General features: G+C 39.2%; 19 protein-coding genes and 1 pseudogene. 7 read left to right on the top strand and 13 right to left on the bottom strand.

Features of this window, described 5'->3' with window-relative positions:
* Window positions 1-96: 96 nt before the first annotated feature.
* The 5 genes and pseudogenes from ACO1D1_RS25610 to ACO1D1_RS25590 all read right to left on the bottom strand — a co-directional run bounded on the left by ACO1D1_RS25610 (window position 97) and on the right by ACO1D1_RS25590 (window position 6911).
* Window positions 97-1456: pseudogene (locus ACO1D1_RS25610) on the bottom strand (amino acid permease).
* A 171-nt stretch (window positions 1457-1627) separates the two neighbouring features.
* Window positions 1628-3397 carry a sulfoacetaldehyde acetyltransferase gene (xsc, locus tag ACO1D1_RS25605; RefSeq protein WP_149870475.1) on the bottom strand — a complete coding sequence of 590 codons (1770 nt, stop codon included), beginning with the start codon at window positions 3395-3397 and terminating at the stop codon, window positions 1628-1630.
* A 22-nt stretch (window positions 3398-3419) separates the two neighbouring features.
* Entirely contained in the window at window positions 3420-4784 is a 1365-nt protein-coding gene (locus ACO1D1_RS25600; RefSeq protein WP_149870476.1) for an aminotransferase, read from the bottom strand.
* A 21-nt stretch (window positions 4785-4805) separates the two neighbouring features.
* Entirely contained in the window at window positions 4806-5939 is a 1134-nt protein-coding gene (gene ald / locus ACO1D1_RS25595) for an alanine dehydrogenase (RefSeq protein ID WP_423337572.1), read from the bottom strand.
* A gap of 249 nt (window positions 5940-6188) precedes the next feature.
* The gene (locus tag ACO1D1_RS25590; protein WP_149870478.1) at window positions 6189-6911 is read right to left on the bottom strand and encodes a GntR family transcriptional regulator; all 723 of its coding nucleotides are present in this window, start codon (window positions 6909-6911) and stop codon (window positions 6189-6191) included.
* 125 nt (window positions 6912-7036) lie between these two features.
* Here ACO1D1_RS25590 and ACO1D1_RS25585 point away from each other — a divergent pair, with 125 nt between their 5' ends.
* From ACO1D1_RS25585 to ACO1D1_RS25565, 5 genes are all read left to right on the top strand, one after another.
* Window positions 7037-7957, top strand: a complete 921-nt coding sequence (locus ACO1D1_RS25585) for a selenium metabolism-associated LysR family transcriptional regulator (RefSeq protein ID WP_149870479.1) — start codon at window positions 7037-7039, stop codon at window positions 7955-7957.
* A 67-nt stretch (window positions 7958-8024) separates the two neighbouring features.
* Window positions 8025-9131 carry a hypothetical protein gene (locus tag ACO1D1_RS25580; protein WP_423337571.1) on the top strand — a complete coding sequence of 369 codons (1107 nt, stop codon included), beginning with the start codon at window positions 8025-8027 and terminating at the stop codon, window positions 9129-9131.
* A gap of 3 nt (window positions 9132-9134) precedes the next feature.
* Window positions 9135-10352, top strand: a complete 1218-nt coding sequence (locus ACO1D1_RS25575; protein ID WP_149870481.1) for an amidohydrolase family protein — start codon at window positions 9135-9137, stop codon at window positions 10350-10352.
* 391 nt (window positions 10353-10743) lie between these two features.
* Window positions 10744-11841 (top strand): 3-phosphoserine/phosphohydroxythreonine transaminase, encoded by a 1098-nt coding sequence (gene serC, locus ACO1D1_RS25570; RefSeq protein ID WP_423337570.1) that lies wholly within the window; start codon window positions 10744-10746, stop codon window positions 11839-11841.
* A gap of 243 nt (window positions 11842-12084) precedes the next feature.
* Window positions 12085-12930: an EcsC family protein gene (locus ACO1D1_RS25565; protein WP_223821006.1), complete on the top strand. Its 846-nt coding sequence runs from the start codon at window positions 12085-12087 to the stop codon at window positions 12928-12930.
* A 56-nt stretch (window positions 12931-12986) separates the two neighbouring features.
* Here ACO1D1_RS25565 and ACO1D1_RS25560 read toward each other — a convergent pair whose 3' ends face one another.
* The 4 genes from ACO1D1_RS25560 to ACO1D1_RS25545 all read right to left on the bottom strand — a co-directional run bounded on the left by ACO1D1_RS25560 (window position 12987) and on the right by ACO1D1_RS25545 (window position 15009).
* Window positions 12987-13988 (bottom strand): LLM class flavin-dependent oxidoreductase, encoded by a 1002-nt coding sequence (locus ACO1D1_RS25560; protein ID WP_423337569.1) that lies wholly within the window; start codon window positions 13986-13988, stop codon window positions 12987-12989.
* Window positions 13989-14115: 127 nt separating this feature from the next.
* A complete protein-coding gene (locus ACO1D1_RS25555; RefSeq protein ID WP_190284649.1) occupies window positions 14116-14265 on the bottom strand; it encodes a hypothetical protein in 150 nt (49 codons plus the stop codon).
* A gap of 40 nt (window positions 14266-14305) precedes the next feature.
* Window positions 14306-14440, bottom strand: coding sequence for a hypothetical protein (locus ACO1D1_RS25550; RefSeq protein ID WP_263315192.1), 135 nt, complete (start codon window positions 14438-14440; stop codon window positions 14306-14308).
* A 95-nt stretch (window positions 14441-14535) separates the two neighbouring features.
* Window positions 14536-15009 carry a hypothetical protein gene (locus ACO1D1_RS25545; protein ID WP_149870484.1) on the bottom strand — a complete coding sequence of 158 codons (474 nt, stop codon included), beginning with the start codon at window positions 15007-15009 and terminating at the stop codon, window positions 14536-14538.
* Window positions 15010-15222: 213 nt separating this feature from the next.
* On the opposite strand from ACO1D1_RS25545, the gene guaC reads away from it, so the two are divergent.
* The gene (gene guaC / locus ACO1D1_RS25540) at window positions 15223-16206 is read left to right on the top strand and encodes a GMP reductase (protein ID WP_149870485.1); all 984 of its coding nucleotides are present in this window, start codon (window positions 15223-15225) and stop codon (window positions 16204-16206) included.
* 102 nt (window positions 16207-16308) lie between these two features.
* Here the strand turns inward: guaC and ACO1D1_RS25535 are convergent, their stop codons facing one another.
* Window positions 16309-16623: a thioredoxin family protein gene (locus ACO1D1_RS25535; RefSeq protein ID WP_149870486.1), complete on the bottom strand. Its 315-nt coding sequence runs from the start codon at window positions 16621-16623 to the stop codon at window positions 16309-16311.
* 243 nt (window positions 16624-16866) lie between these two features.
* Between ACO1D1_RS25535 and ACO1D1_RS25530 the strand changes: the two genes are divergently transcribed.
* Window positions 16867-17133: a hypothetical protein gene (locus ACO1D1_RS25530; protein WP_223820782.1), complete on the top strand. Its 267-nt coding sequence runs from the start codon at window positions 16867-16869 to the stop codon at window positions 17131-17133.
* A 61-nt stretch (window positions 17134-17194) separates the two neighbouring features.
* Here ACO1D1_RS25530 and qoxD read toward each other — a convergent pair whose 3' ends face one another.
* The 3 genes from qoxD to qoxB are packed head-to-tail and all read right to left on the bottom strand — an operon-like array spanning window position 17195 to window position 20020.
* Entirely contained in the window at window positions 17195-17476 is a 282-nt protein-coding gene (qoxD, locus tag ACO1D1_RS25525; RefSeq protein WP_149870487.1) for a cytochrome aa3 quinol oxidase subunit IV, read from the bottom strand.
* Window position 17477: 1 nt separating this feature from the next.
* A complete protein-coding gene (gene qoxC, locus ACO1D1_RS25520) occupies window positions 17478-18074 on the bottom strand; it encodes a cytochrome aa3 quinol oxidase subunit III (protein ID WP_423337568.1) in 597 nt (198 codons plus the stop codon).
* Window positions 18074-20020, bottom strand: coding sequence for a cytochrome aa3 quinol oxidase subunit I (gene qoxB / locus ACO1D1_RS25515; protein WP_423337567.1), 1947 nt, complete (start codon window positions 20018-20020; stop codon window positions 18074-18076). Before qoxB ends, qoxC begins: the two co-directional genes overlap by 1 nt.
* Window positions 20021-20035 lie beyond the last annotated feature (15 nt).

Below are 20035 nucleotides of genomic sequence, written 5' to 3'. Positions count from 1 at the left end.
TAGAATAAAAAAGTAAAAAGCTTTTATTTTCCCTGAAATAAAAGCCTTTTACTTTTTTATAAATCTCCATTTACAAATTGGTTATCGTAACGTTAATTAGATCTCATGTTTATCGGTATTTAGAATTCGAGTATTTACCGCTATTTCACTTTTAAAACTTTCCTTTCTTCGCCGATTTACGAAGTAAGATGAAATAACAATGATAGTAAACAGCGATGTAAATATAAACTGTGGGCGCTGTGATTCAATAAATGCCATTAAAATTAACACTGAAATCATAGCAGCGATTGTTGCATATGTTAAGTATGGAAAAAACCACATTTTAACTTTAAAAATTCCTGGATTGGCTTTTTCAATTCTATTTCTTAGGCGCAGGTGTGATACCGCGATAGCCAAATAGACAAGAATTCCAACCCCGCCTGAAGAGTTTACTAAGAAGAAAAATATCTTATCTGGGGAAATGTAACTAAAAATCGTGCTAATAAAAGCAAATAATGTGCTTCCAATTACTGCGAAAACAGGAACCCCGTTCTTGCTTAACTTGGAAAATATGTTTGGGGCATCACCTTTTTGAGAGAGAAATAGCATACGAGAGCTTGTATAGAGTCCTGAATTCAGACAAGACAATAACGCTGTCAAGACCACAATATTCATGAAAACAGCCGCTGAAGGGATTCCTATCAATTCAAGTACCGAAACAAACGGGCTTTTTAGCAGTGTTCCTGAATTCCAAGGTAAAAGAGTTACTACTACTGCAATTGAACCAATATAAAAAATTAGAATCCGCCATACCACACTATTTAACGCCTTTTTTACAGAACTAACTGGATCTGAAGTTTCGCCGGCTGCAATCGCAGGTATTTCAACTCCTACGAACGCATGAAACACAATCGCAATACCAACAATAACTGAACCAACACCGTTAGGTATGAAACCGCCGAAATTTGTAAGATTAGAAACGCCAGGTGGTTTTATACCGGGTTACGAACCCAAGAATTACCGCCAATCCCAAAATTAAAAACAGGATAATACTCCCTATTTTAATTATAGAAAACCAATATTCAAACTCCCCAAATGATTTAACCGAAAAAATATTTGTAAGTTGTAATAAGACAATTAAAGCCAGGCTTATCATCCAGACAGGAATTGAAGGAAGCCATTCATGTATTATTGCTGCACCTGCAACTGCCTCAAGTGCAATGACAATAACCCAGAAAAACCAATATAACCATCCCGTCGTGTAACCAGCCCATGGTCCAATGCCATCTCCTGCATACACTGCAAAAGATCCTGTATTCGGATTAACGGTTGCCATTTCACCAAGCATCCGCATTACAAGAACAACAATTAAGCCTGCAATAACATAAGACAAGATCGCTCCTGGACCTGTTTTACTGATAATAATACCGCTTCCCACAAACAACCCGGCACCAATAACCCCACTTAAAGATATCATTGTTAAATGCCTTTGTTTAAGACCGGCTTTCAGTTTTTCTGGTTGATGCTCCAAAATATCCACCAACTTTCAGTAATTTTTTAAATCAAACAGTGACAATTGTTCGATATGAGGATATTTAGAAAGAAAAGAGGGACGATCCCAAACAGGCCGCCCCTTTTTTCGAGTGTCTTACCAGTTTCTATGATCTAAGTGAGCATATTTAGGTAAAAGTCTTGTCGGCATTTTTAATGCATCTTTTCTAAATGGAGGTGCTAATTGAGTTCCATCCACCTGAATATCAATTACAGTTGGCTTATTTGATTCAATTGCCCTTTGGATAGCAGGTCCAACCTCCTCAGGTTTATCGACATTAATCCCTACCGCACCCATTGATCTTGCCACTTCTGCGAAATTCGGATTTTGAATATCTGCACCAACAAATCGGTTATTATAAAAATCAACTTGGTTTTTCTTTTCTGCACACCATGCATTATTATTGAACACACATGCAACTACAGGAATATTTTCCTCGACAGCCGTGCTCACTTCGTGCAAGCTCATCCCCCATGCACCGTCACCAACAATAGCCACAACAGGACTATCTGGATTAGCAAGTTTTGCACCTAATGCAGATGGATAGGCAAATCCAGTATTGCCAAACGTTAATGCCGCGATATGCTGGCGCCCATGGTTAAATTTCAAATAGGCATTTGCTGTTGATGAAACGTTCCCAATATCGGTTGTCACAATGGCGTTTTCCGGTAAAACCTTTGTCAACTCTAACAGCGCACGGCGTGGATTAATTGGACTACCGTCTACCATTGCAAGATCGACTAACTCTTTTTCCCATTTCGCCTTTTCTTCTGCTGCTTTAAGAAGTCTTTCTTGATTTGGTGCCAAATTTGGAGTCTTTTCTTTCAAACGCTTAGCGATTTCAATACCAGCTGCCTTGGCATCTCCAATAATCCCCACTTCCACAGGATGTGTACGCGCAATATTACGCGGATTGATATCAACTTGAATAATCTTAGCACTTTTCGGAAAATAATCGATGTCATAGCATGGAAGTGTTCCAAAAACGGATAAACGAGTTCCTAGTGCTAACACAACGTCAGCATCCTTAAGCGTATTCATCGCCGATTTTGCTCCCATATAGCCAATTGGTCCAACAGCTAAGGCATGATTCGCCGGGAATGCATCATTATGCATGTATGAAACAGCTACAGGTGCTGTAAGGTGTTCTGCAATATCCTTTACAGCTTCAATCCCGTCAGAATCAACAACACCGCGGCCTGAAATGATAACAGGATTTTTTGCATTAGCCAGTAATTCTACAGCTTGATCAATAAACTCTAAGGATCCACATCCTCGATTATCAACACGGTATTGATGCGGCTCTAAAATGGCATCTTCTAATTCACCATAGAAATAGTCCCTTGGGATATCGAATAATACAGGTCCCCGCTCGGCATATGCAATACGGAAAGCTGTTCTTAAACAATCGGCTACACGGCCAGGATGGGTTACTCTAACAGTTTCTTTTGTAATCGCTTTAAATACCGATACTTGGTCACATTCCTGGAATCCGTCCCAACCGACTGTTGGTGTTCCTGCAGATGGTGAGATAACAACCATTGGAGTGTGTGCTTGATTCGCAGCAGCTACAGAAGTCACCATGTTAGTGATTCCTGGTCCATTTTGGCCAATGACTACGCCCGCTACCCCGCTCACTCTTGTATAGGCATCTGCCATATGTGCCGCACTTTGTTCATGACGCACCCCAATAAAGCGGATTCCAGCAGCAGGTAATAGATCAAGCATATCCATAAAAGCAGAGCCCAAAATACCTGAAATATGTTTTACTCCCTCTGCAACAAGTGTCTCTACAATTGCCTCACTTGGTGTCATTTTCACTTTTTTCGTTTTGATTTGTTGTAATTCCTTTTCTACTTTTGCCATCATTAGCACAACCTTTCTAGGATTAATTTAGTTGATCGAAAGCATATTTTACGGTTTCTACCAGGAAGTTCAGGTCCTCTTCCGTTGAAGAAAGTGGAGGGGCAACAATCAGCACGTTATTAAAACCTGGTACGGTATCACCATTTCTGCCAATAATTAAGCCTTTCTCTTTACATAAGCCAATTATTTTAGCCAACATTTCATCTGCAGCTGGTTCCTTGGACTCTTTATCTTTGACTAATTCAATTCCATATAGAAAGCCTTTATGGCGAACTTCCCCAACATTTTCATGTTCAATTAAATCTTTTAATCTGCCTAAAATGGATTCACCCAATAAGGCAACTCTGCTTACGATATTTTCTTCCTCAATAATTTCAATATTTTTAAGTGCAACAGCGCAGCTTGCCGGGTGCCCGCCATAAGTAGACACATGACGAAGGTGTTTGTCAGCCCCCTTTTCTTTAAAGGTTTCAAAAATATGAGATTTAACCGCCGTTGCTCCAAGTGGTAAATATCCGCTTGTCAGCCCCTTTGCCATTGTCACAATATCAGGCTGGACGCCTTCGGAATGCATGAAGCCGAACATTTTTCCAGTTCTACCAAACCCTGACACGACTTCATCCATAATGAGCAGGACATCGTGTTTTTTACAAATCTCAGCTACACGCTGTAAATATTTCTCTGATGGAATTATCACCCCGCCGCCCGAAATAAATGGTTCCATGATAACAGCGGCAACCGTTTCAGACCCTTCCCAATTAATTACCTGATCAATCATATCTGCAGCCACTTTATCGCAATCCGTGACCTCTTCACCGAACGGGCAGCGATAACTATATGGTGGTGGGACATGAAGAAATCCCGGAACAGCTGGATCGTATTTTACTCTGCGATTTGCCTGTGCCGTTGCACTTAATGCACCAAGCGTCGAACCATGGTAGGCACGGTACCGAGAAATAACTTTAAATTTTCCTGGGTTGCCATTCTGAATATGATATTGCCTGGCAATCTTAAACGCCGTTTCATTGGCCTCTGAGCCGCTATTAGAAAAGAATGTTTTATATGAATCTCCTAAAAGTTCACTGATTTTAGCTGATAATTGGATCGCCGGAATATGACTGAGTGTTAGTGGGAAATAGGAAAGCTTCATCATTTGTTCCGCTGCTGCATCAACGATTTCCTTTCTCCCATGCCCTAAATTTAAACACCATAAGCCGGACACACCGTCCAAGTAACGATTGCCATTCACATCAGTAAACCACGCGCCATCACCAGACTCAGCAATGGTTGGTTTACCCCCTTCTACATGACGGCTCATTGCATGCCATAAATGATTTTGGTCCTGAGTTTCAAGTATTTCCTGCTCTTGAACTTCTAGTTTCGTCATTATGAAGATCCCTCCTATTTATTAAATTGTAGATGGTACTTTTTGTAGAATTTCACTTAATGGTGTAAAAGGAATATTATATGTTGCAGCTACAGCTGGATGAGTAACTTTGCCCTTAAAAGTGTTAAAGCCTTTTGCTAATGCCGGGTTTAGCTGTGCAGATTGTTGAATCCCTTTGTTTGCCAGCAGCAAACCATATGGGGCAGTTACATTTGACAGGGCATACGTTGATGTTTTAGAAACGGCTCCAGGAATGTTTGGTACAGCGTAATGTAATACTCCATGTTTGATATATGTGGGGGAATCATGAGATGTAATATGGTCTATGGTTTCGATTGAACCGCCTTGATCAACAGCAACATCGATAATGACAGATCTTTCTTCCATTTGTTTTACCATTTCTTCACTGACTAGCTGCGGAGCCTTTGCACCAGGAATTAAAACCGCACCAATCAGCAAGTCTGCCTGCCTAACCTCTTCCGCAATATTGAATGGATTAGACATCACTGTCTTTACTCTCCCGCCAAATAGGTCATCTAATTGCCGGAGACGCTCGGCGTTTATATCAATGATCGTCACATCCGCTCCAAGTCCGACTGCCATTTTCGCTGCATTTGTTCCGACAACTCCACCGCCAATGATGACAACTTTTCCAGGTTTTACGCCGGGTACACCGCCTAATAAAACCCCTTTTCCTCCATGAATTCTTTCTAAAAATTGTGCTCCCAGCTGAACCGACATTCTGCCGGCTACTTCACTCATTGGCGTTAACAGCGGCAGTGAACGATTTTCTAGCTGTATAGTTTCATAGGCCACAGCTGTCACCTGGTTTTCTACTAATGCTTTAAACAGTTCAGGCTCAGCAGCCAAATGGAGATACGTAAATAGGATTAAGTCCTTACGCAGGTATTGAAACTCCTCGACTTGAGGTTCTTTCACTTTTACTACCATGTCTGCAGCCCAAGCATCCCTTGCAGTCGGGACAATTGTTGCACCTGCTTTTTCGAATTCTTCATTCGAAATTCCACTTCCCAGGCCAGCGTCTTTTTCAACTAAGACACGATGACCTGCTCTTACATAAGAGGCTACACTTGCAGGGACCATTGAAATCCGATTTTCGTTATTCTTAATTTCTTTTGGTACACCGATCATCATAACCCACACGACCTTTCATTTTATTATGGTTAAAAGTTATCATTGATGGATGACAGCGTTTACACTAAACATCAATATCCGGACGTCGGGTCATCCGTACCAGTTTGGATAACAAAGCAACCTTAATTAAATTTAATCACACATATACCGAGTTTTCAATATATTCTAACTATAAATAATATTTAGTATTTAAATACCACCTATTAATATTATTAATTCTTCTCTTTCCGCTTGTCGCTGGAGCCTGTGTTAATTATACTTTTTTGAAAGTTTGATTCGAAATGAGTACATATCAGAGCGAAAATAGGCAATGTAATATTCAATTAAATCACCCTCTATGTCCATCAGCATTCGCTCCGTAACAAGTACATTGAAAGGATCGGGTATCCCTAAAAGCTTAGCATCTTCTTTGGAAAGTTGACCGCTCGTAATGATCTGTTCAGCTTCAGAAAATTTAATTTGTAAGTTCTCCTCAAGCAAATCGAATAAAGTGCCTTTTTCAATATCTAGCTCTGCTAATTCTTTACCAATTTTAATTGGATAGTATTGAACCTCAATGGCAAGGGGGACATTATTCGCATATCTGATTCTTTTAATATAGTAAGCTTCTTGAAAACCCGTTACTTCTTTTATTTCATTAGTTGTAGTCACAATGCCATGCTCTACAAGCTTAGCATCAGGTTTCATGCCCATCCGTTTAATAATCTCCGTTGTACTACTGAGGCTTCCGAGCCAATCCTGAATTGGTTTAAGAGAAATAAACGTCCCTTTTCCGTGAACTTTCTCTAAAATACCATCTCTTACTAAATGGGAAACGGCTTCTCTCACTGTACTCCTGCTCACTTTATAGGACTCCATAAGCTCCCTTTCACTTGGTATTTTCTCTTGGTAATAACCCTCCTTAATTAATTTCTCGAGCTTATTTCTTAATTGAATGTGAAGTGGCAGCGGATTTTTTGGATTCAAATTCACTATTATTTACCTCCTTAATTTTCCAATTATTAATTTTTATAATCTTATGTTACTAATTTATGTCGCGCTTGTCATTAGTTTCCTTTATAATAGGGAATAAATTTATAAAGATAGGTGAGATATAAATGAATCTTGAACACCTTAAGGTTTTTTATACAGCCGCTACAAAAAAAAACTTTTCTGAGACAGCGAAAGTTCTTCACCTCTCACAACCCTCAGTCAGTTTACATATCAAACATTTAGAGGAATATTTAAATACGACATTATTTGACCGCTCCACAAAAAAAATGGAGCTCACGCATGCTGGAAACATCCTGTTCATTTTTGCAGAACAAATAATCAACCTTGTTTCTCAAGTGGAAAAGGATATTTCCCTTCTATCTGACAGCATCCACGGCGACCTTCGCCTAGGTGCCAGTTTAACCATTGGTGAATATTTACTGCCTTACTTTCTTGGAGATTTTATTAAGCAATATCCTAATGTCCATTTAAGTCTGAAAGTAGATAATTCCAATCAGATTATTGAAAAACTGCTGGATGGAAAAATTGATTTAGGATTCATTGAGGCCGCTATACCACGCAAAGAACTGGATAGTCTGCCATTTTTAGAGGATGAACTTGTCATCATATCGTCCGCTCGGCACCCCCATCCCTATCTTACAGATGAAACAATTGAGCCGGAGTTACTGTTTTCCCTGCCAATTATCGCCAGAGAACAAGGGTCAGGGACAAGGCAGGTCTTGGAATCAAATTTATTAGAACATCAGCTGCATTTAGAACAGTTACATATTGTTATGGAACTTGAAAATACAGAATCAATTAAATCTGCAGTAGAATCCGGTTTGGGAGTAGCCATAATTTCAAAAACAACGATTCAGAAAGAGCTAAACTTAGGACTGCTGAAACAAACTAGAATTAATGGAATCCCGCTAAAACGATATTTTTACCTCATCAACAAAAAACAAGTTTTAACGACTGCCAGCGATGTATTTAAGGAGTTTTTTATTACTTCTGTGAAAGCAAAGAGTGAAGCAAAACAAATGTAGTGAAATAATAATGTTTTAATTACCTAGACAAACACACAATTCTTTTTTACACATAATCTATTTAAAATTGTCTGGGAGGTTTTTTTATGGAGAAGGACCAAGCCCCATTCCAAAAACAACACGAACCAAATGGCTGCTTTTTGAAATAATTGGGGTTTTCTTGGTTTTTGGTTCATTATTTCTTCTATTATTCGCACCAAATTCACTAGCAAGGTTATTTGATACAATCATTAAAGAAGTGAAGCCAATCGTTGTTGATATTTTTCTAACAAGTGAAGTGGGAATAGCGATTATTGTAAGCGTTATCGTTGGCCGTCTTTTGGAGAGATTAGGATTTACAGATGGGCTCATTCGAATATTTGTACCGATAATGAAATGGTTTAAGATTAATCCTTCGGTGATTATACCAAGTGTCTATAATATCCTTGGGGATATTAACGCTGCTGGAAAAATTTCTGGTCCGATTCTGGTCAAAGCGAATGCAACGAAAGCTGAACAAAAAATGGCAGTTGCGACAATGATTCAATCCCCGCAATCGTTTGCCACCTTTGTTTTAGGTCTTATCGCGCTGACAGCTTTCAATATAACCGCTTTCCCGCTTGTGATTCTATCAATCTTTGTTCCAATTATCGTCGTCCCGTATATTTTATCAAAAACTATCTATCGTGATACGAAAAAAGTTGACCTAGATGAATTGCCCCGCTTTACGCCAAATACGAGATTCTTGCAAACAATCTTTTCTTCTGCAAAAGAAGGGGCTGAGCTTCTATTCCTCATTATCATCCCGGCAGTCGCCGCCGTGTTCTTCTTTATCGGAGCCTTAAAATTCATGGGTGTTTGGAGTGTAATCGAGTCAAGTTTGTCGACTGTACTCACCTATTTAAGTATTGAACCTATGACAGGAATTATCTCCATTCTTGCTGCCCCCACACTGGCTGTGGCACAACTCGCTGACGTTGCCAGCACGATTGATCCACGGTTAATTGTCGGCTCATTTGTATTAGCGAATTCCGGCTTACCATTATCGGTAATCTTTGGTCAGGTTCCCGTTACTTGGGCTGAGTCTTCCGGATTAAATGAACGAGAAGTTTTAGTAGCCGCGGTGATTGGCATGGTTATTCGTTTTATCACCGCATGTGTGCTCGGATACTTCCTCACTCCATTTCTGGTGTGATCAATGATGACATACATGATTCGCGGAAAGAAACTTGTAACGGTAAGTGACCTTGGCACGATTGAAAATGGGGCAATGGTAGTTGAAAATGGAAAAATTGCCGCAGTCGGCCACTGGGAGAGTTTGATGGATGAATTTCCGAAGGCTGATGTGATGGATTGCTCTGAATACATCATCACCCCTTCACTCGTCGATTGTCACACCCATTTGTTAGAATTTGCCCCTAGTTCACTTTACCCGGTGACACCCGAGACGCATTTGTGGGTCGGAAAATCCATCCTTTTCCATGCCTTATCTTGCGGAATCACAGCTCTTGGCGAACAAATCTGCGGCCATCCGTTGTGTGATTTTACAATAGAAGATTATCGAAATGCAGTGAAACAAATGCCATTGGACATATCATTTGCCACGACTAGCATCTCCATTGGTTTCGAAACATTAGCTCATTTTACTTCGGTAACACAGTCAAAAGCTGTTAATCAAAAGGATTTATGTGCGGCATCCATCGTCGCAAAAATCGCCGCAGCAAGTGATTATCCTGGTGAAAATATCTTTATTAACGCCACACCCGCTAATTTCTCAGTAACAGAAGTCCCGCGTGCAGGGGAAATTATTTATTCATTAGATGAATTAAAGCAAATTGTCGATATTTATCACCAATTAGGAAAACAAATTGGCTGTCATGTCGCCGGCGAACAAGCAATTGATTTGGCCTTGAAGGCTGGTATTGACGTTTTGCATCATGCCCATGGAATATCTGCTGAGCAAATCAACGTAACGGCTAAACAAGGGGTCAAAATTGTGGCCACACCTATGGGAGGAACTCACCTGCCGCCAAATTCTCCTGAAAACATTTTGAGATTAGCAGAAAAGTTTATTCCCGTATCAATCTCAACGGATTCCTATCTTCCGCCATACCAGTGTGTCTCCTGGCTGCCTTTTCAAGACCTTTCACTTCAGGGGCCAGACGTTCTAATGCTAATTGCCCATCCGGCTATGCTATTATTAAAAACCCATGGCTTCAATGAAAATGAGATTTTAGCAATGTTAACTGCAAATCCGTCTGGTATTCTTGGAAAAAGCCATTTGTTCGGGCGGTTAGAACCAGGACTAGAGGCCAATTTCTTAGTTGCTGAGGGAATACCCGGATTAGAGATAACGGAGATGGAGCAGATTAAAAAAGTATTTTACCGGGGAAAAAAGGTGATTGAACGTAAATAATCTCCTAATTAAAGAGGTACCAACTTAATCAGTGGTACCTTTTAACATTATCAAACATAGGTTATAAGAAATTTGACCAAATCGCATGAAAGAATATGCCCAATCCCCCAAGAAACACACCTAAACATGCCAAACTCAGCGGACTCCCCCATTTAATATCCTTCATTCGTCTCACCGCCTCTTACTTAATTAATAGTAATAATTACACTCACTCAAAATAGCATTATATATATATTTCTACTAAGATGTTAAAATTCCTATAAGTCTTATGTAAATCGTTAATAATAAATAAAAGCCCCCAAACAAATATTTTTTTATGTAACCGCTTTAATTTACCAAATATTAAAAAAATATGATATATTCAAGTAAAAATAAATTGGAGTGATCAAAAATGAAACTGCAAACTCATCGTACCTATAATTTTAATGCTGGTCCATCTGCTTTGCCTATTTCAGTTTTAGAAAAAGCACAAGCTGAACTTATTGATTTTCGCGGAACCGGGATGTCAATTATGGAGCTCAGCCACCGGAGCAATGCATATGAGGAAATACATAATCAGGCAATTCACAGTTTAAAGAAGCTCTTATGTATTCCGGATCATTATGAAATTCTTTTTCTCCAAGGTGGAGCTAGCCTTCAGTTTTCCATGATCCCTATGAATTTTTTACAGTCGGGGAAAAAAGCTGGGTATGTGATGACCGGGTCATGGTCTGAAAAGGCTTTTATTGAAGCAAAACTCTTTGGCGATGTTTATCATGCAGCTTCCACAAAAGATGACGGTTACCACAGCATACCAAAGGTTGATGAATTACAGTATAATCATCAAGATGCTTATTTACATCTTACTTCCAACAATACCATCTATGGAACACAGTGGAAAAACTATCCAGATACCGGGGATGTTCCATTAATTGCAGATATGTCAAGCGATATTCTTTCGAAGCCGTTTGATGTCAACAAGTTTGCGCTTATTTATGCCGGAGCCCAGAAAAATCTTGGCCCATCAGGTGTCACTGTTGTCATTATTCGCAAGGATTTTCTTGAACAGGCAAATACCAATATCCCAACAATGTTAAAGTACGGCATACATGCCAAGAACAACTCCTTGTATAACACACCGCCAACCTTTGGTATTTACATGCTGGGAGAGGTGCTGAATTGGGCAAGCGGATTAGGTGGACTAGATGCCATCTCGGAGCAGAATGATAAGAAAGCAAAATTGATTTATGACGCTATTGACGCTAGTAATGGATTTTACGCAGGGCATGCTGAGCCTGACAGTCGGTCACTTATGAACATTACTTTTAATTTAAAATCAAAGGACTTGGAAAAGAAATTTTTAGACCAAGCTAAACAAGAAGGCTTTGTGGGAGTAAACGGGCACCGTTCCATCGGTGGGTGCCGAGTATCAGCTTACAACGCTGTTCCTAGTGAGGCGTGTAAAGCATTCAGTGAATTTATGGTTCAATTCCAAAACAGTAACAGTTAATTAAATCAAACTTCAACAAATTAAAAAAACGGAGGCATTCTTGTGAAAAGAATTGCTTCCGTTTTTCATTTTAATTTTCCTGTTTTCTAGTTAAATAGGTTGAGTTCACATCATCAGAAAGTGGATGTAGTGTGATATTTTGGGATTGGAATAATTCAATCAAGAAAGTTGAAACTAGTTCCATACTTGTCCGTATATACATACAAAGATATTCTTAAATGACGAATACGGAGTTGATACGTGTTGATCAATGTGGAATCACCGGATTTTTTAAAAGGTGAATTGAAAAAAATAGAAAAATGGGAAAAGGACCAGAAAGGTTTGTGGTTTTGGGAGAAAATTGGACGACTTCCATTCGTGCTGCTTGATAAACTGACGCCCAAATTTATTCAAGAGAAAATTGGATTAATGATTGATGAACTAGGCAGCTTCATTCAATCCGGCGGGCAATATTTAATCAGTGAAAAAAGTATTCTAAAAAAGTTTTCCTCCAAAGATACTTCATTGGAACGGGATACCCTTAGCATCCAACAGCTGGAGCAGCTGCCCATCAGCAAGATGGATGTGGTTGCAAATGAAATAAGAAACTCTAGAACAAATATGGCAACCATTCAAGGGGCCACAACAGGCGTTGGCGGCTTGTTTACCTTAGCCATTGACATTCCTCTCCTTTTAGGATTATCACTCAAAGTCCTACAAGAAATTGCGCTAAGTTATGGATATGATCCTAAGGATAAGTCAGAAAGAATTTTTATTGTAAAATGTCTGCAGTTTTCCTCCTCAGACATTGTTGGAAAAAAGGCTATTTTAGAAGATCTTTCCACCTTCGATCTAGAGAGACAGAACAACCATATGGTTTCCCAATTGCAGGGCTGGCGTGAAGTGGTAACAACTTATCGGGACAATTTTGGCTGGAAGAAGCTTTTTCAAATGATCCCGATTGCAGGAATGATTTTTGGCGCCTTTATCAATCGATCCTCTCTGGGAGATGTTGCCGAAGCCGGCATGATGTTATACCGCAAACGGAGAATTGTCAAAAGGCTACATCAATTAGAAAATAGGCAGGCAGCCCCACCATCCGAAATATAATTAAATCAAAGGCATGTACCTCTTGTATGGTACATGCCTTTTATGATTGGATGCTCTTATTTTCCGTCCACAACTTCCTTTAATATTTCATACGAACGTATTTGTTTATCAGGATCATAGATATAAGATACGGCCATGAGCTCATCGACGTTATATGTTTCTTGAAAACGTATAAATTGTTGTTTGACGGTTTCTTTGCTGCCCATCAGGGTCACACTAGACATAGACGAAGCCATTTCCTTTTCCGCTGAGTTCCAAATCTCATCCATGTTCTCTACTGGTGGTTGCAACGGATTTCTGGACCCGCGAACAACATTCAGGAAAAATTGCTGCATCGTTGTCGATTGCCTTTTCGCCTCTTCATCCGTCTCCGCTGCGATGACATTTAAGCAAACGATCATATAGGGCTTGTCTAAATACTCAGATGGCTGGAATCGTTCGCGATAGATTCTAATCGCTTCTTCCATATATCTTGGCGCAAAATGGGATGCAAATACATACGGTAAGCCTAAACTTGCCGCTAAATAAGCAGAATCCGTGGATGAACCAAGGATATAGATTGGAATATTCGTGCCTACCCCAGGATAGGCCCTTACATAACTTTGCATTTCTTCGGTACCAAAATAGGTAATTAACGCGTTTACATCTTCTGGAAATGTATATACCGAATCATTTTTCGAACGTCTTAAGGCGCTAGCGGTCATCATATCAGTTCCCGGTGCACGGCCAAGACCAAGATCTACACGATTCGGATAAATAGTAGCCATCGTCCCGAATTGCTCGGCCACCACTAATGGCGAATGGTTAGGCAGCATGACCCCGCCTGATCCCACACGGATATGATCAGTATGTTCTAATGTATGTTTGATTAAAATTGACGTAGCAGAACTAACGAGTGTTGGCGTATTATGATGCTCCGCAATCCAATATCGCTGATAGCCCATTTTTTCAACCGCTTGCGCCAGATCCACCATGGCATCAATCGCTTGTTTCGGACCCTGTCCATCGCGAATTGGTGCTAAATTTAATACAGATACAGGTATATGAAAATTTGTCATAAGCAATTTGTCCTTCCATAAATAGATACACTCCCATCATACCAATTGGAATATAAGAATTAAACTTAAATGCCTATAGTGTCTCAGGTAGCCGGTCATAAAGAAAGAGGAGATAAAATCCCCCCTTTTAACGCACTTTTTTACTTTTCCCCTGATGAATCGGCACATGTTTAGGCCGTTCCGGGTAAGACCCCTTACCCGCATCATTAGGTCCGGTCAGGGTATTCCTCTGATCCAATACCTGTCCTGTATATTCAATTGGATTTTTATCGGTCATGACTTTACCTCCAAATTATTCAAGTTGTTGCGTTTTTTCCTCATTTTCCCTCACCTTGATTTTTCATTCTTCTTTCTGCTTCACTCATTTTTATGTTACTTCTGGGTTTACTTTTTTTAAGTGCTTTTATTAATTCTACTGATGCATCATTATCCGTGTTATACCTTTGATCCATAACCACTTCTCCCTCTAAATCAATTTCTGCAGTTGACCTCCAATTTAGTATTGATAAAATCAACCCTTTTTATGTTATCTATTGAAATGGAATGGTTATTTGTTTAACCGGGAACTATTCTGTTTATTTGCCTGGAATAAATTTTTTGAGACAGTATTTAGTAAATGAAGAAACCTATTGAATCCAAATCCAACAAAAAACGCAATGCTGATTGGTGCATAAGGAGTGTCTTCGTAATCAGAGAATTCAATTAAAAATAGTCCGCTTTGGATTAATGTGACGGCGACTACAGAAGTTCCTGTTGCAAAAATCGGATAAAAAATATACATAATCCACTTTCGATAATCCTGTAATTCACCTTCCATGTAATGAGAACAAAACATATAAAGGTGCCGCAATGAACCGCCGATTGCTCCAGCAAAGAAATAATAAAGGAAGTTTTTAATTTGAGAAATAAATGGCAGTGATTTTTCAAGAGCTCCCGTCCATAACAATCCTACCGCTAAAAAGCCTCCAAAAAACATTAGGGAAAGATAGATCAAAATAATCGCTTTTAACCAACGCCTCAAGCAATCACCCCGTTTCTGTTACTCTATCCTATGAAGTGATGTAACGCTGCATGCTGATTCATAAATTCAATGGGTTTTTTAATAAAAAACAGTAAATATTGCTAAATAACTATATAAACCTTTGACATACTAATAAAAATGATGTAAATTAGCAAATGTACGAACAATAATTATTCTATTTAACTTTAATATTCGTGTTTAGGGGTGCAACTCATGGAAAATGTATTTGATTACGAAGATATTCAATTGGTTCCGGCAAAATGTATCGTAAATAGCCGTTCTGAGTGTGATACATCTGTCACATTAGGCGGGCGTACTTTCAAGTTGCCTGTGGTACCTGCCAATATGCAAACAATTATCGATGAAAAGCTGTCAATAACCTTAGCTGAAAATGGGTACTTTTATGTCATGCATCGTTTTGAACCAGAGAAGCGGACTGATTTTATTAAAGATATGAAAACACGAGGTTTGTACGCCTCAATTAGTGTAGGTGTCAAAGAAGAAGAATATCAATTTATCCAACAACTTGCAGAGGAACAGCTTATCCCGGAATACATTACAATCGATATCGCTCATGGTCATTCCAATGCCGTTATCGAGATGATTAAGCATATTAAGAAACATTTACCGGAAAGCTTTGTGATTGCAGGTAATGTAGGAACTCCAGAAGCAGTAAGAGAGTTAGAACACGCGGGTGCAGATGCTACCAAAGTAGGAATTGGACCAGGAAAGGTTTGTATTACAAAGATTAAGACTGGATTTGGAACTGGTGGATGGCAATTGGCGGCATTGCGTTGGTGTGCGAAGGCAGCTAGTAAGCCGGTTATTGCCGATGGTGGTATTCGTACACATGGTGATATCGCCAAATCCGTCAGATTCGGGGCAAGAATGGTCATGATCGGTTCCCTATTTGCCGGCCATGAAGAATCTCCGGGCGAAACCGTTGAAAGAGATGGCAAGCTTTATAAAGAATATTTTGGTTCCGCATCGGAATTCCAAAAAGGCGAAAAGAAAAACGTTGAAGGTAAGAAAATGTATGTCGAGTATCGGGGATCTTTAAAAGATACATTAATCGAAATGGAACAAGATCTTCAATCATCGATTTCCTATTCAGGAGGAAACAAGTTAGAAGCCATCCGTAATGTAGATTATGTTGTTGTAAAGAATTCAATCTTCAATGGTGATAAGATCTATTAATCCAACCATTGAATGTAGAACAAACAAAGCAATCGGAAATCCGATTGCTTTGTTCATGACCATAAACACTTTTTTGCTTTGGGTTCCCCTGAATAGTACTAATTAAAGACTATTCAAGAATTCCCTGACTTGGTCCTGTGTTTTAGCGTTGGCACTATGTAAATGAGCTAATTTTTCACCATTTTTGAATACTAATAATGAAGGAATCCCCATTACATTTTGCTCCTCAGAGATTTCTGGAAATTCATCGCGGTCAATTTTGATCCATTGTTTGTCATGATTCTCTTCGATCACTTCATCAATGAACATCGCCAACCGTTTGCAATCCGGACACCATGTTGTGGTAAAAATACCCACAGTTAGTTCATCTTTTTTGATTTGCTCACGGTATTCTTGCTCAGTTTTTACTTCTTTCATGTTCTGTCTCCCCTAATTCATTGTTAGTATGATACTAGTATTAGATTAAAATTATTTTTGTTAGAAATCAAGGAAATAAGCTCTTACTTTTCTTTTAGTCAGAACGATTAATAATAATATCCACTTCGTAAACCTTTTCAACCGCTTTTTAAAAATAACTTTGACAAATTTGTGAACAAAGTTTTGACAATTTTGTGAACAACATGAATAATAGTAGTATAAGGGGATTTGGAGGAGATCGTTATGTTGAATTCACGTATGAAAATTTTAAACGCAACAAAATGGGCTGGCGGTATTACATTAATGACAGGTATAATGATCTTTTTATACGGTGTTGTAAGCGGATTCATTCCAGTTATCGGTATTGGTGTCGGAACCATTGTTGGAGCGGTTATGTTCTTTCTTATGGGTATGTTTTTTATTGCGACTGAGGAGATGGTTGAAAATACGGATAAGGGAATTGAAATTACGCCGATTAGAAATAAGAATGGAATGTATTTAGTTAAATGATAATTTTAATACTTATATAAAATGAAGAAAGAGAGCATCAGCGCTCTCTTTCTTCGTTTTTTTACATATCCCAAAGGAAAAGGAGTAATGTACCAAACACGGTAATTAAGGCAATGGCAATCATAAAACCTACTTTACCGTAAATCACCCATTTATCTTCCGTTTCACCTGCATGCATAAACACAACAAGCTGAAGAAGTGCTTGCACAAAAGCAGTAACAATCAGAACAATCATTCCTTGTGCAAATGACAAGTGAAGGAAATATACTGCAAGGGCAGCTGCTGTTAAAACTAAGGAAAAAACAAAACCCATTATTTGTTTACGCGGAAATAATTCGCTCATCTTACATCATTCCTTTCAAATAGATGAAGCTGAAAATAAAGATCCAGACGACATCTAAGAAGTGCCAATATAATGAGAAGATAAAGGATTTATTCGCTGTTTCCGGAGTTAAGCCTCGTTTCTTCAACTGAATTAGGATGGCTGTTCCCCAGAATAATCCAAAGGTAACGTGCAGCCCATGTGTTCCTAATGTTGTTAGGAGCATGGCTGTAAAGGCACTAACTTGTAACCCAGCTCCGATATGGGCATAATGCATAAACTCGTAAATTTCAACACTTAAGAAACCTAAACCTAATAACAATGTAACTGCAAAAAAGGTCATCATTGCTTTTTTGTTCCCGATGCGCATGGCATGAACACCAAGTCCAATCGTGAAACTGCTTGTTAATAATACAAGAGTTTCAATTAAGACAGGCGTAATTTCAAAAATTTCAGCGCCGCTTGGCCCGCTTCCGGTTCTATGCTCTAACGTAAAGTAAGATGTAAACAGTGTTGCAAAAAGCATAATTTCGGCTGCAATAAAAACCCAAAAACCAAAAATTTTCATATCATTTTCTTTTGTACTATATTCTAATGGCAGCGAGTGATCGATTTTCATTAGTTAACACCTCGCAATTTTGTTTCAGTTTCTTCTATTTCTTTAACAGATATATATCGCCCATGATCTTTTTCAAATGAACGGTGTGCCATACATGCAAAGATGGCAATCAGTGAAATAATCGCTGGAATCCATAGTGAGAAGATCATCGAGAATCCAAATACAAAGAATATCGCACTCATTATAAATGGAACTCCACTGTTATTCGGCATATGGATTTTTTCCAATTTACCAGGGAACAACTCGTGGTCTTTTTTCTTTGCATCCCAAAACGCTTGACTTGAAGCAACTTGTGGTTCAATGGCAAAGTTATATTCCGGTACCGGAGTATGTGTTGCCCATTCAAGTGACCGGGCATCCCAAGGATCCGCGCCAATATTTCTTGGCGAATAACGAACACTGTAATAAACGTTGTAGACGATTAGAGCAAAGCTGATTGCCATAACCCCAGCGCCAACGAACGATAGCATATTTAATGGCCCATAGCCAGTTGCCTCAGAATAGGTGTACATACGTCGCGCCTGTCCATCTAAGCCTGTAATGTACATTGGGAAGAAAGCTAAGCAAAAGCCAATGGAAAGAAGCGAGAATGCCCATTTTCCAATTCTTTCATTTAACATAAAGCCAAACATTTTTGGCCAATAATACGTTAGACCGGCAAGCATTGCAAATACAACACCAGGAATAATCGTATTATGGAAGTGAGCGACTAAGAACATTGTATTATGATACTGGTAGTCAGCTGCTGACATTGCTAACATTACCCCTGTTACCCCGCCAATGACAAATAACGGAATAAATCCGAGCGAATATAGCATTGGAACGGTAAAGCGAATTTTCCCTTTCCATAATGTGAATAACCAGTTAAAAATCTTAACTCCTGTAGGTACAGCAATCATCATAGTTGTTATGGAAAAGAAGCTGTTTGCTACCGCCCCTTGACCCATAGTAAAGAAATGGTGTGCCCAAACCATACAGGAAAGAGCTGAAATAATAACCATGGAAGCGACCATGGATTTATAGCCATAAAGGTTTCTTCCTGCGAATGTTGAAATAATTTCACTGTATATGCCAAACGCAGGTAAAATGAGAATATAAACTTCAGGATGTCCCCATACCCAGAACAAGTTGGCCCAGAGCATATCCATACCACCATTTGTGGTTGCGAAGAAATGGGTTCCAAATAATCTGTCCATGCTTCCCATTGCAAGTGCCACTGTAATGACAGGGAAAACCGTAACGATAATTAGGTTCGTCACTAAAACAGACCAGGTAAACATCGGCATCTTCATTAAGGTCATGCCTGGTGCTCTCATTTTCATAATCGTTGTAATCATATTAATACCGGTCATTAGCGATCCAATTCCGGATATTTGAATAGCGATCATATAATAGTTCGTTCCAACTGATTTACTGAATTCATTCCCTGCAAGCGGGAAATAAGAAGTCCAGCCTGCATCAGGTGATCCTCCGACAACAAAAGAGATATTAAATAGCATTGCGCCAAAGAAGAATAACCAAAAGCTTAATGCATTTAATCTAGGAAATGCCACATCCCGTGCTCCAATTTGTAATGGAACAACATAGTTCATAAAGGCAAAGATGAATGGCATTGCCATAAACATGACCATAACAACACCATGTGTTGAGAAAACTTCATTATAATGCTGTGCATCAAGCAGCTTACTATCTGGGACAGCAAGCTGGGCCCGCATCATAATTGCGTCCACTCCGCCTCTGAATAACATAATCAAAGCAGAGATTAAATACATAATCCCAATTCGTTTATGGTCAACCGTTGTTAACCATTCCTGCCATAAATAACCCCATTTTTTAAAATAGGTTAAGCCAGCAATAATGGCAATCACTGTAAGACCAATTGCAACCATTGATGCATAGATCGCAATACTTGGATGTGATATGGCAAATCGTTCAAAGAACTCCATCCTTTTATAAACTCC

The sequence above is a fragment of the Neobacillus sp. 19 genome (genome assembly GCF_049463095.1).
In the GTDB taxonomy this organism is placed as follows: Bacteria; Bacillota; Bacilli; order Bacillales; family Cytobacillaceae; genus Neobacillus.
Note: the sequence above shows the minus strand (reverse complement) of the source record. Positions and strands in the feature narration are given on the sequence as shown.

Excerpts from the sequence above, each read along its gene's own strand:
- xsc (WP_149870475.1), bottom strand. The coding sequence starts at position 3,397 with ATGGCAAAAGTAGAAAAGGAATTACAACAAATCAAAACGAAAAAAGTG.
- ACO1D1_RS25600 (WP_149870476.1), bottom strand. The coding sequence starts at position 4,784 with ATGACGAAACTAGAAGTTCAAGAGCAGGAAATACTTGAAACTCAGGAC.
- ald (WP_423337572.1), bottom strand. The coding sequence starts at position 5,939 with ATGATGATCGGTGTACCAAAAGAAATTAAGAATAACGAAAATCGGATT.
- ACO1D1_RS25585 (WP_149870479.1), top strand. The coding sequence starts at position 7,037 with ATGAATCTTGAACACCTTAAGGTTTTTTATACAGCCGCTACAAAAAAA.
- ACO1D1_RS25575 (WP_149870481.1), top strand. The coding sequence starts at position 9,135 with ATGATGACATACATGATTCGCGGAAAGAAACTTGTAACGGTAAGTGAC.
- serC (WP_423337570.1), top strand. The coding sequence starts at position 10,744 with ATGAAACTGCAAACTCATCGTACCTATAATTTTAATGCTGGTCCATCT.
- ACO1D1_RS25560 (WP_423337569.1), bottom strand. The coding sequence starts at position 13,988 with ATGACAAATTTTCATATACCTGTATCTGTATTAAATTTAGCACCAATT.
- ACO1D1_RS25555 (WP_190284649.1), bottom strand. The coding sequence starts at position 14,265 with ATGACCGATAAAAATCCAATTGAATATACAGGACAGGTATTGGATCAG.
- ACO1D1_RS25550 (WP_263315192.1), bottom strand. The coding sequence starts at position 14,440 with ATGGATCAAAGGTATAACACGGATAATGATGCATCAGTAGAATTAATA.
- guaC (WP_149870485.1), top strand. The coding sequence starts at position 15,223 with ATGGAAAATGTATTTGATTACGAAGATATTCAATTGGTTCCGGCAAAA.
- ACO1D1_RS25535 (WP_149870486.1), bottom strand. The coding sequence starts at position 16,623 with ATGAAAGAAGTAAAAACTGAGCAAGAATACCGTGAGCAAATCAAAAAA.
- ACO1D1_RS25530 (WP_223820782.1), top strand. The coding sequence starts at position 16,867 with ATGTTGAATTCACGTATGAAAATTTTAAACGCAACAAAATGGGCTGGC.
- qoxD (WP_149870487.1), bottom strand. The coding sequence starts at position 17,476 with ATGAGCGAATTATTTCCGCGTAAACAAATAATGGGTTTTGTTTTTTCC.
- qoxC (WP_423337568.1), bottom strand. The coding sequence starts at position 18,074 with ATGAAAATCGATCACTCGCTGCCATTAGAATATAGTACAAAAGAAAAT.
- qoxB (WP_423337567.1), bottom strand. The coding sequence starts at position 20,020 with ATGGAGTTCTTTGAACGATTTGCCATATCACATCCAAGTATTGCGATC.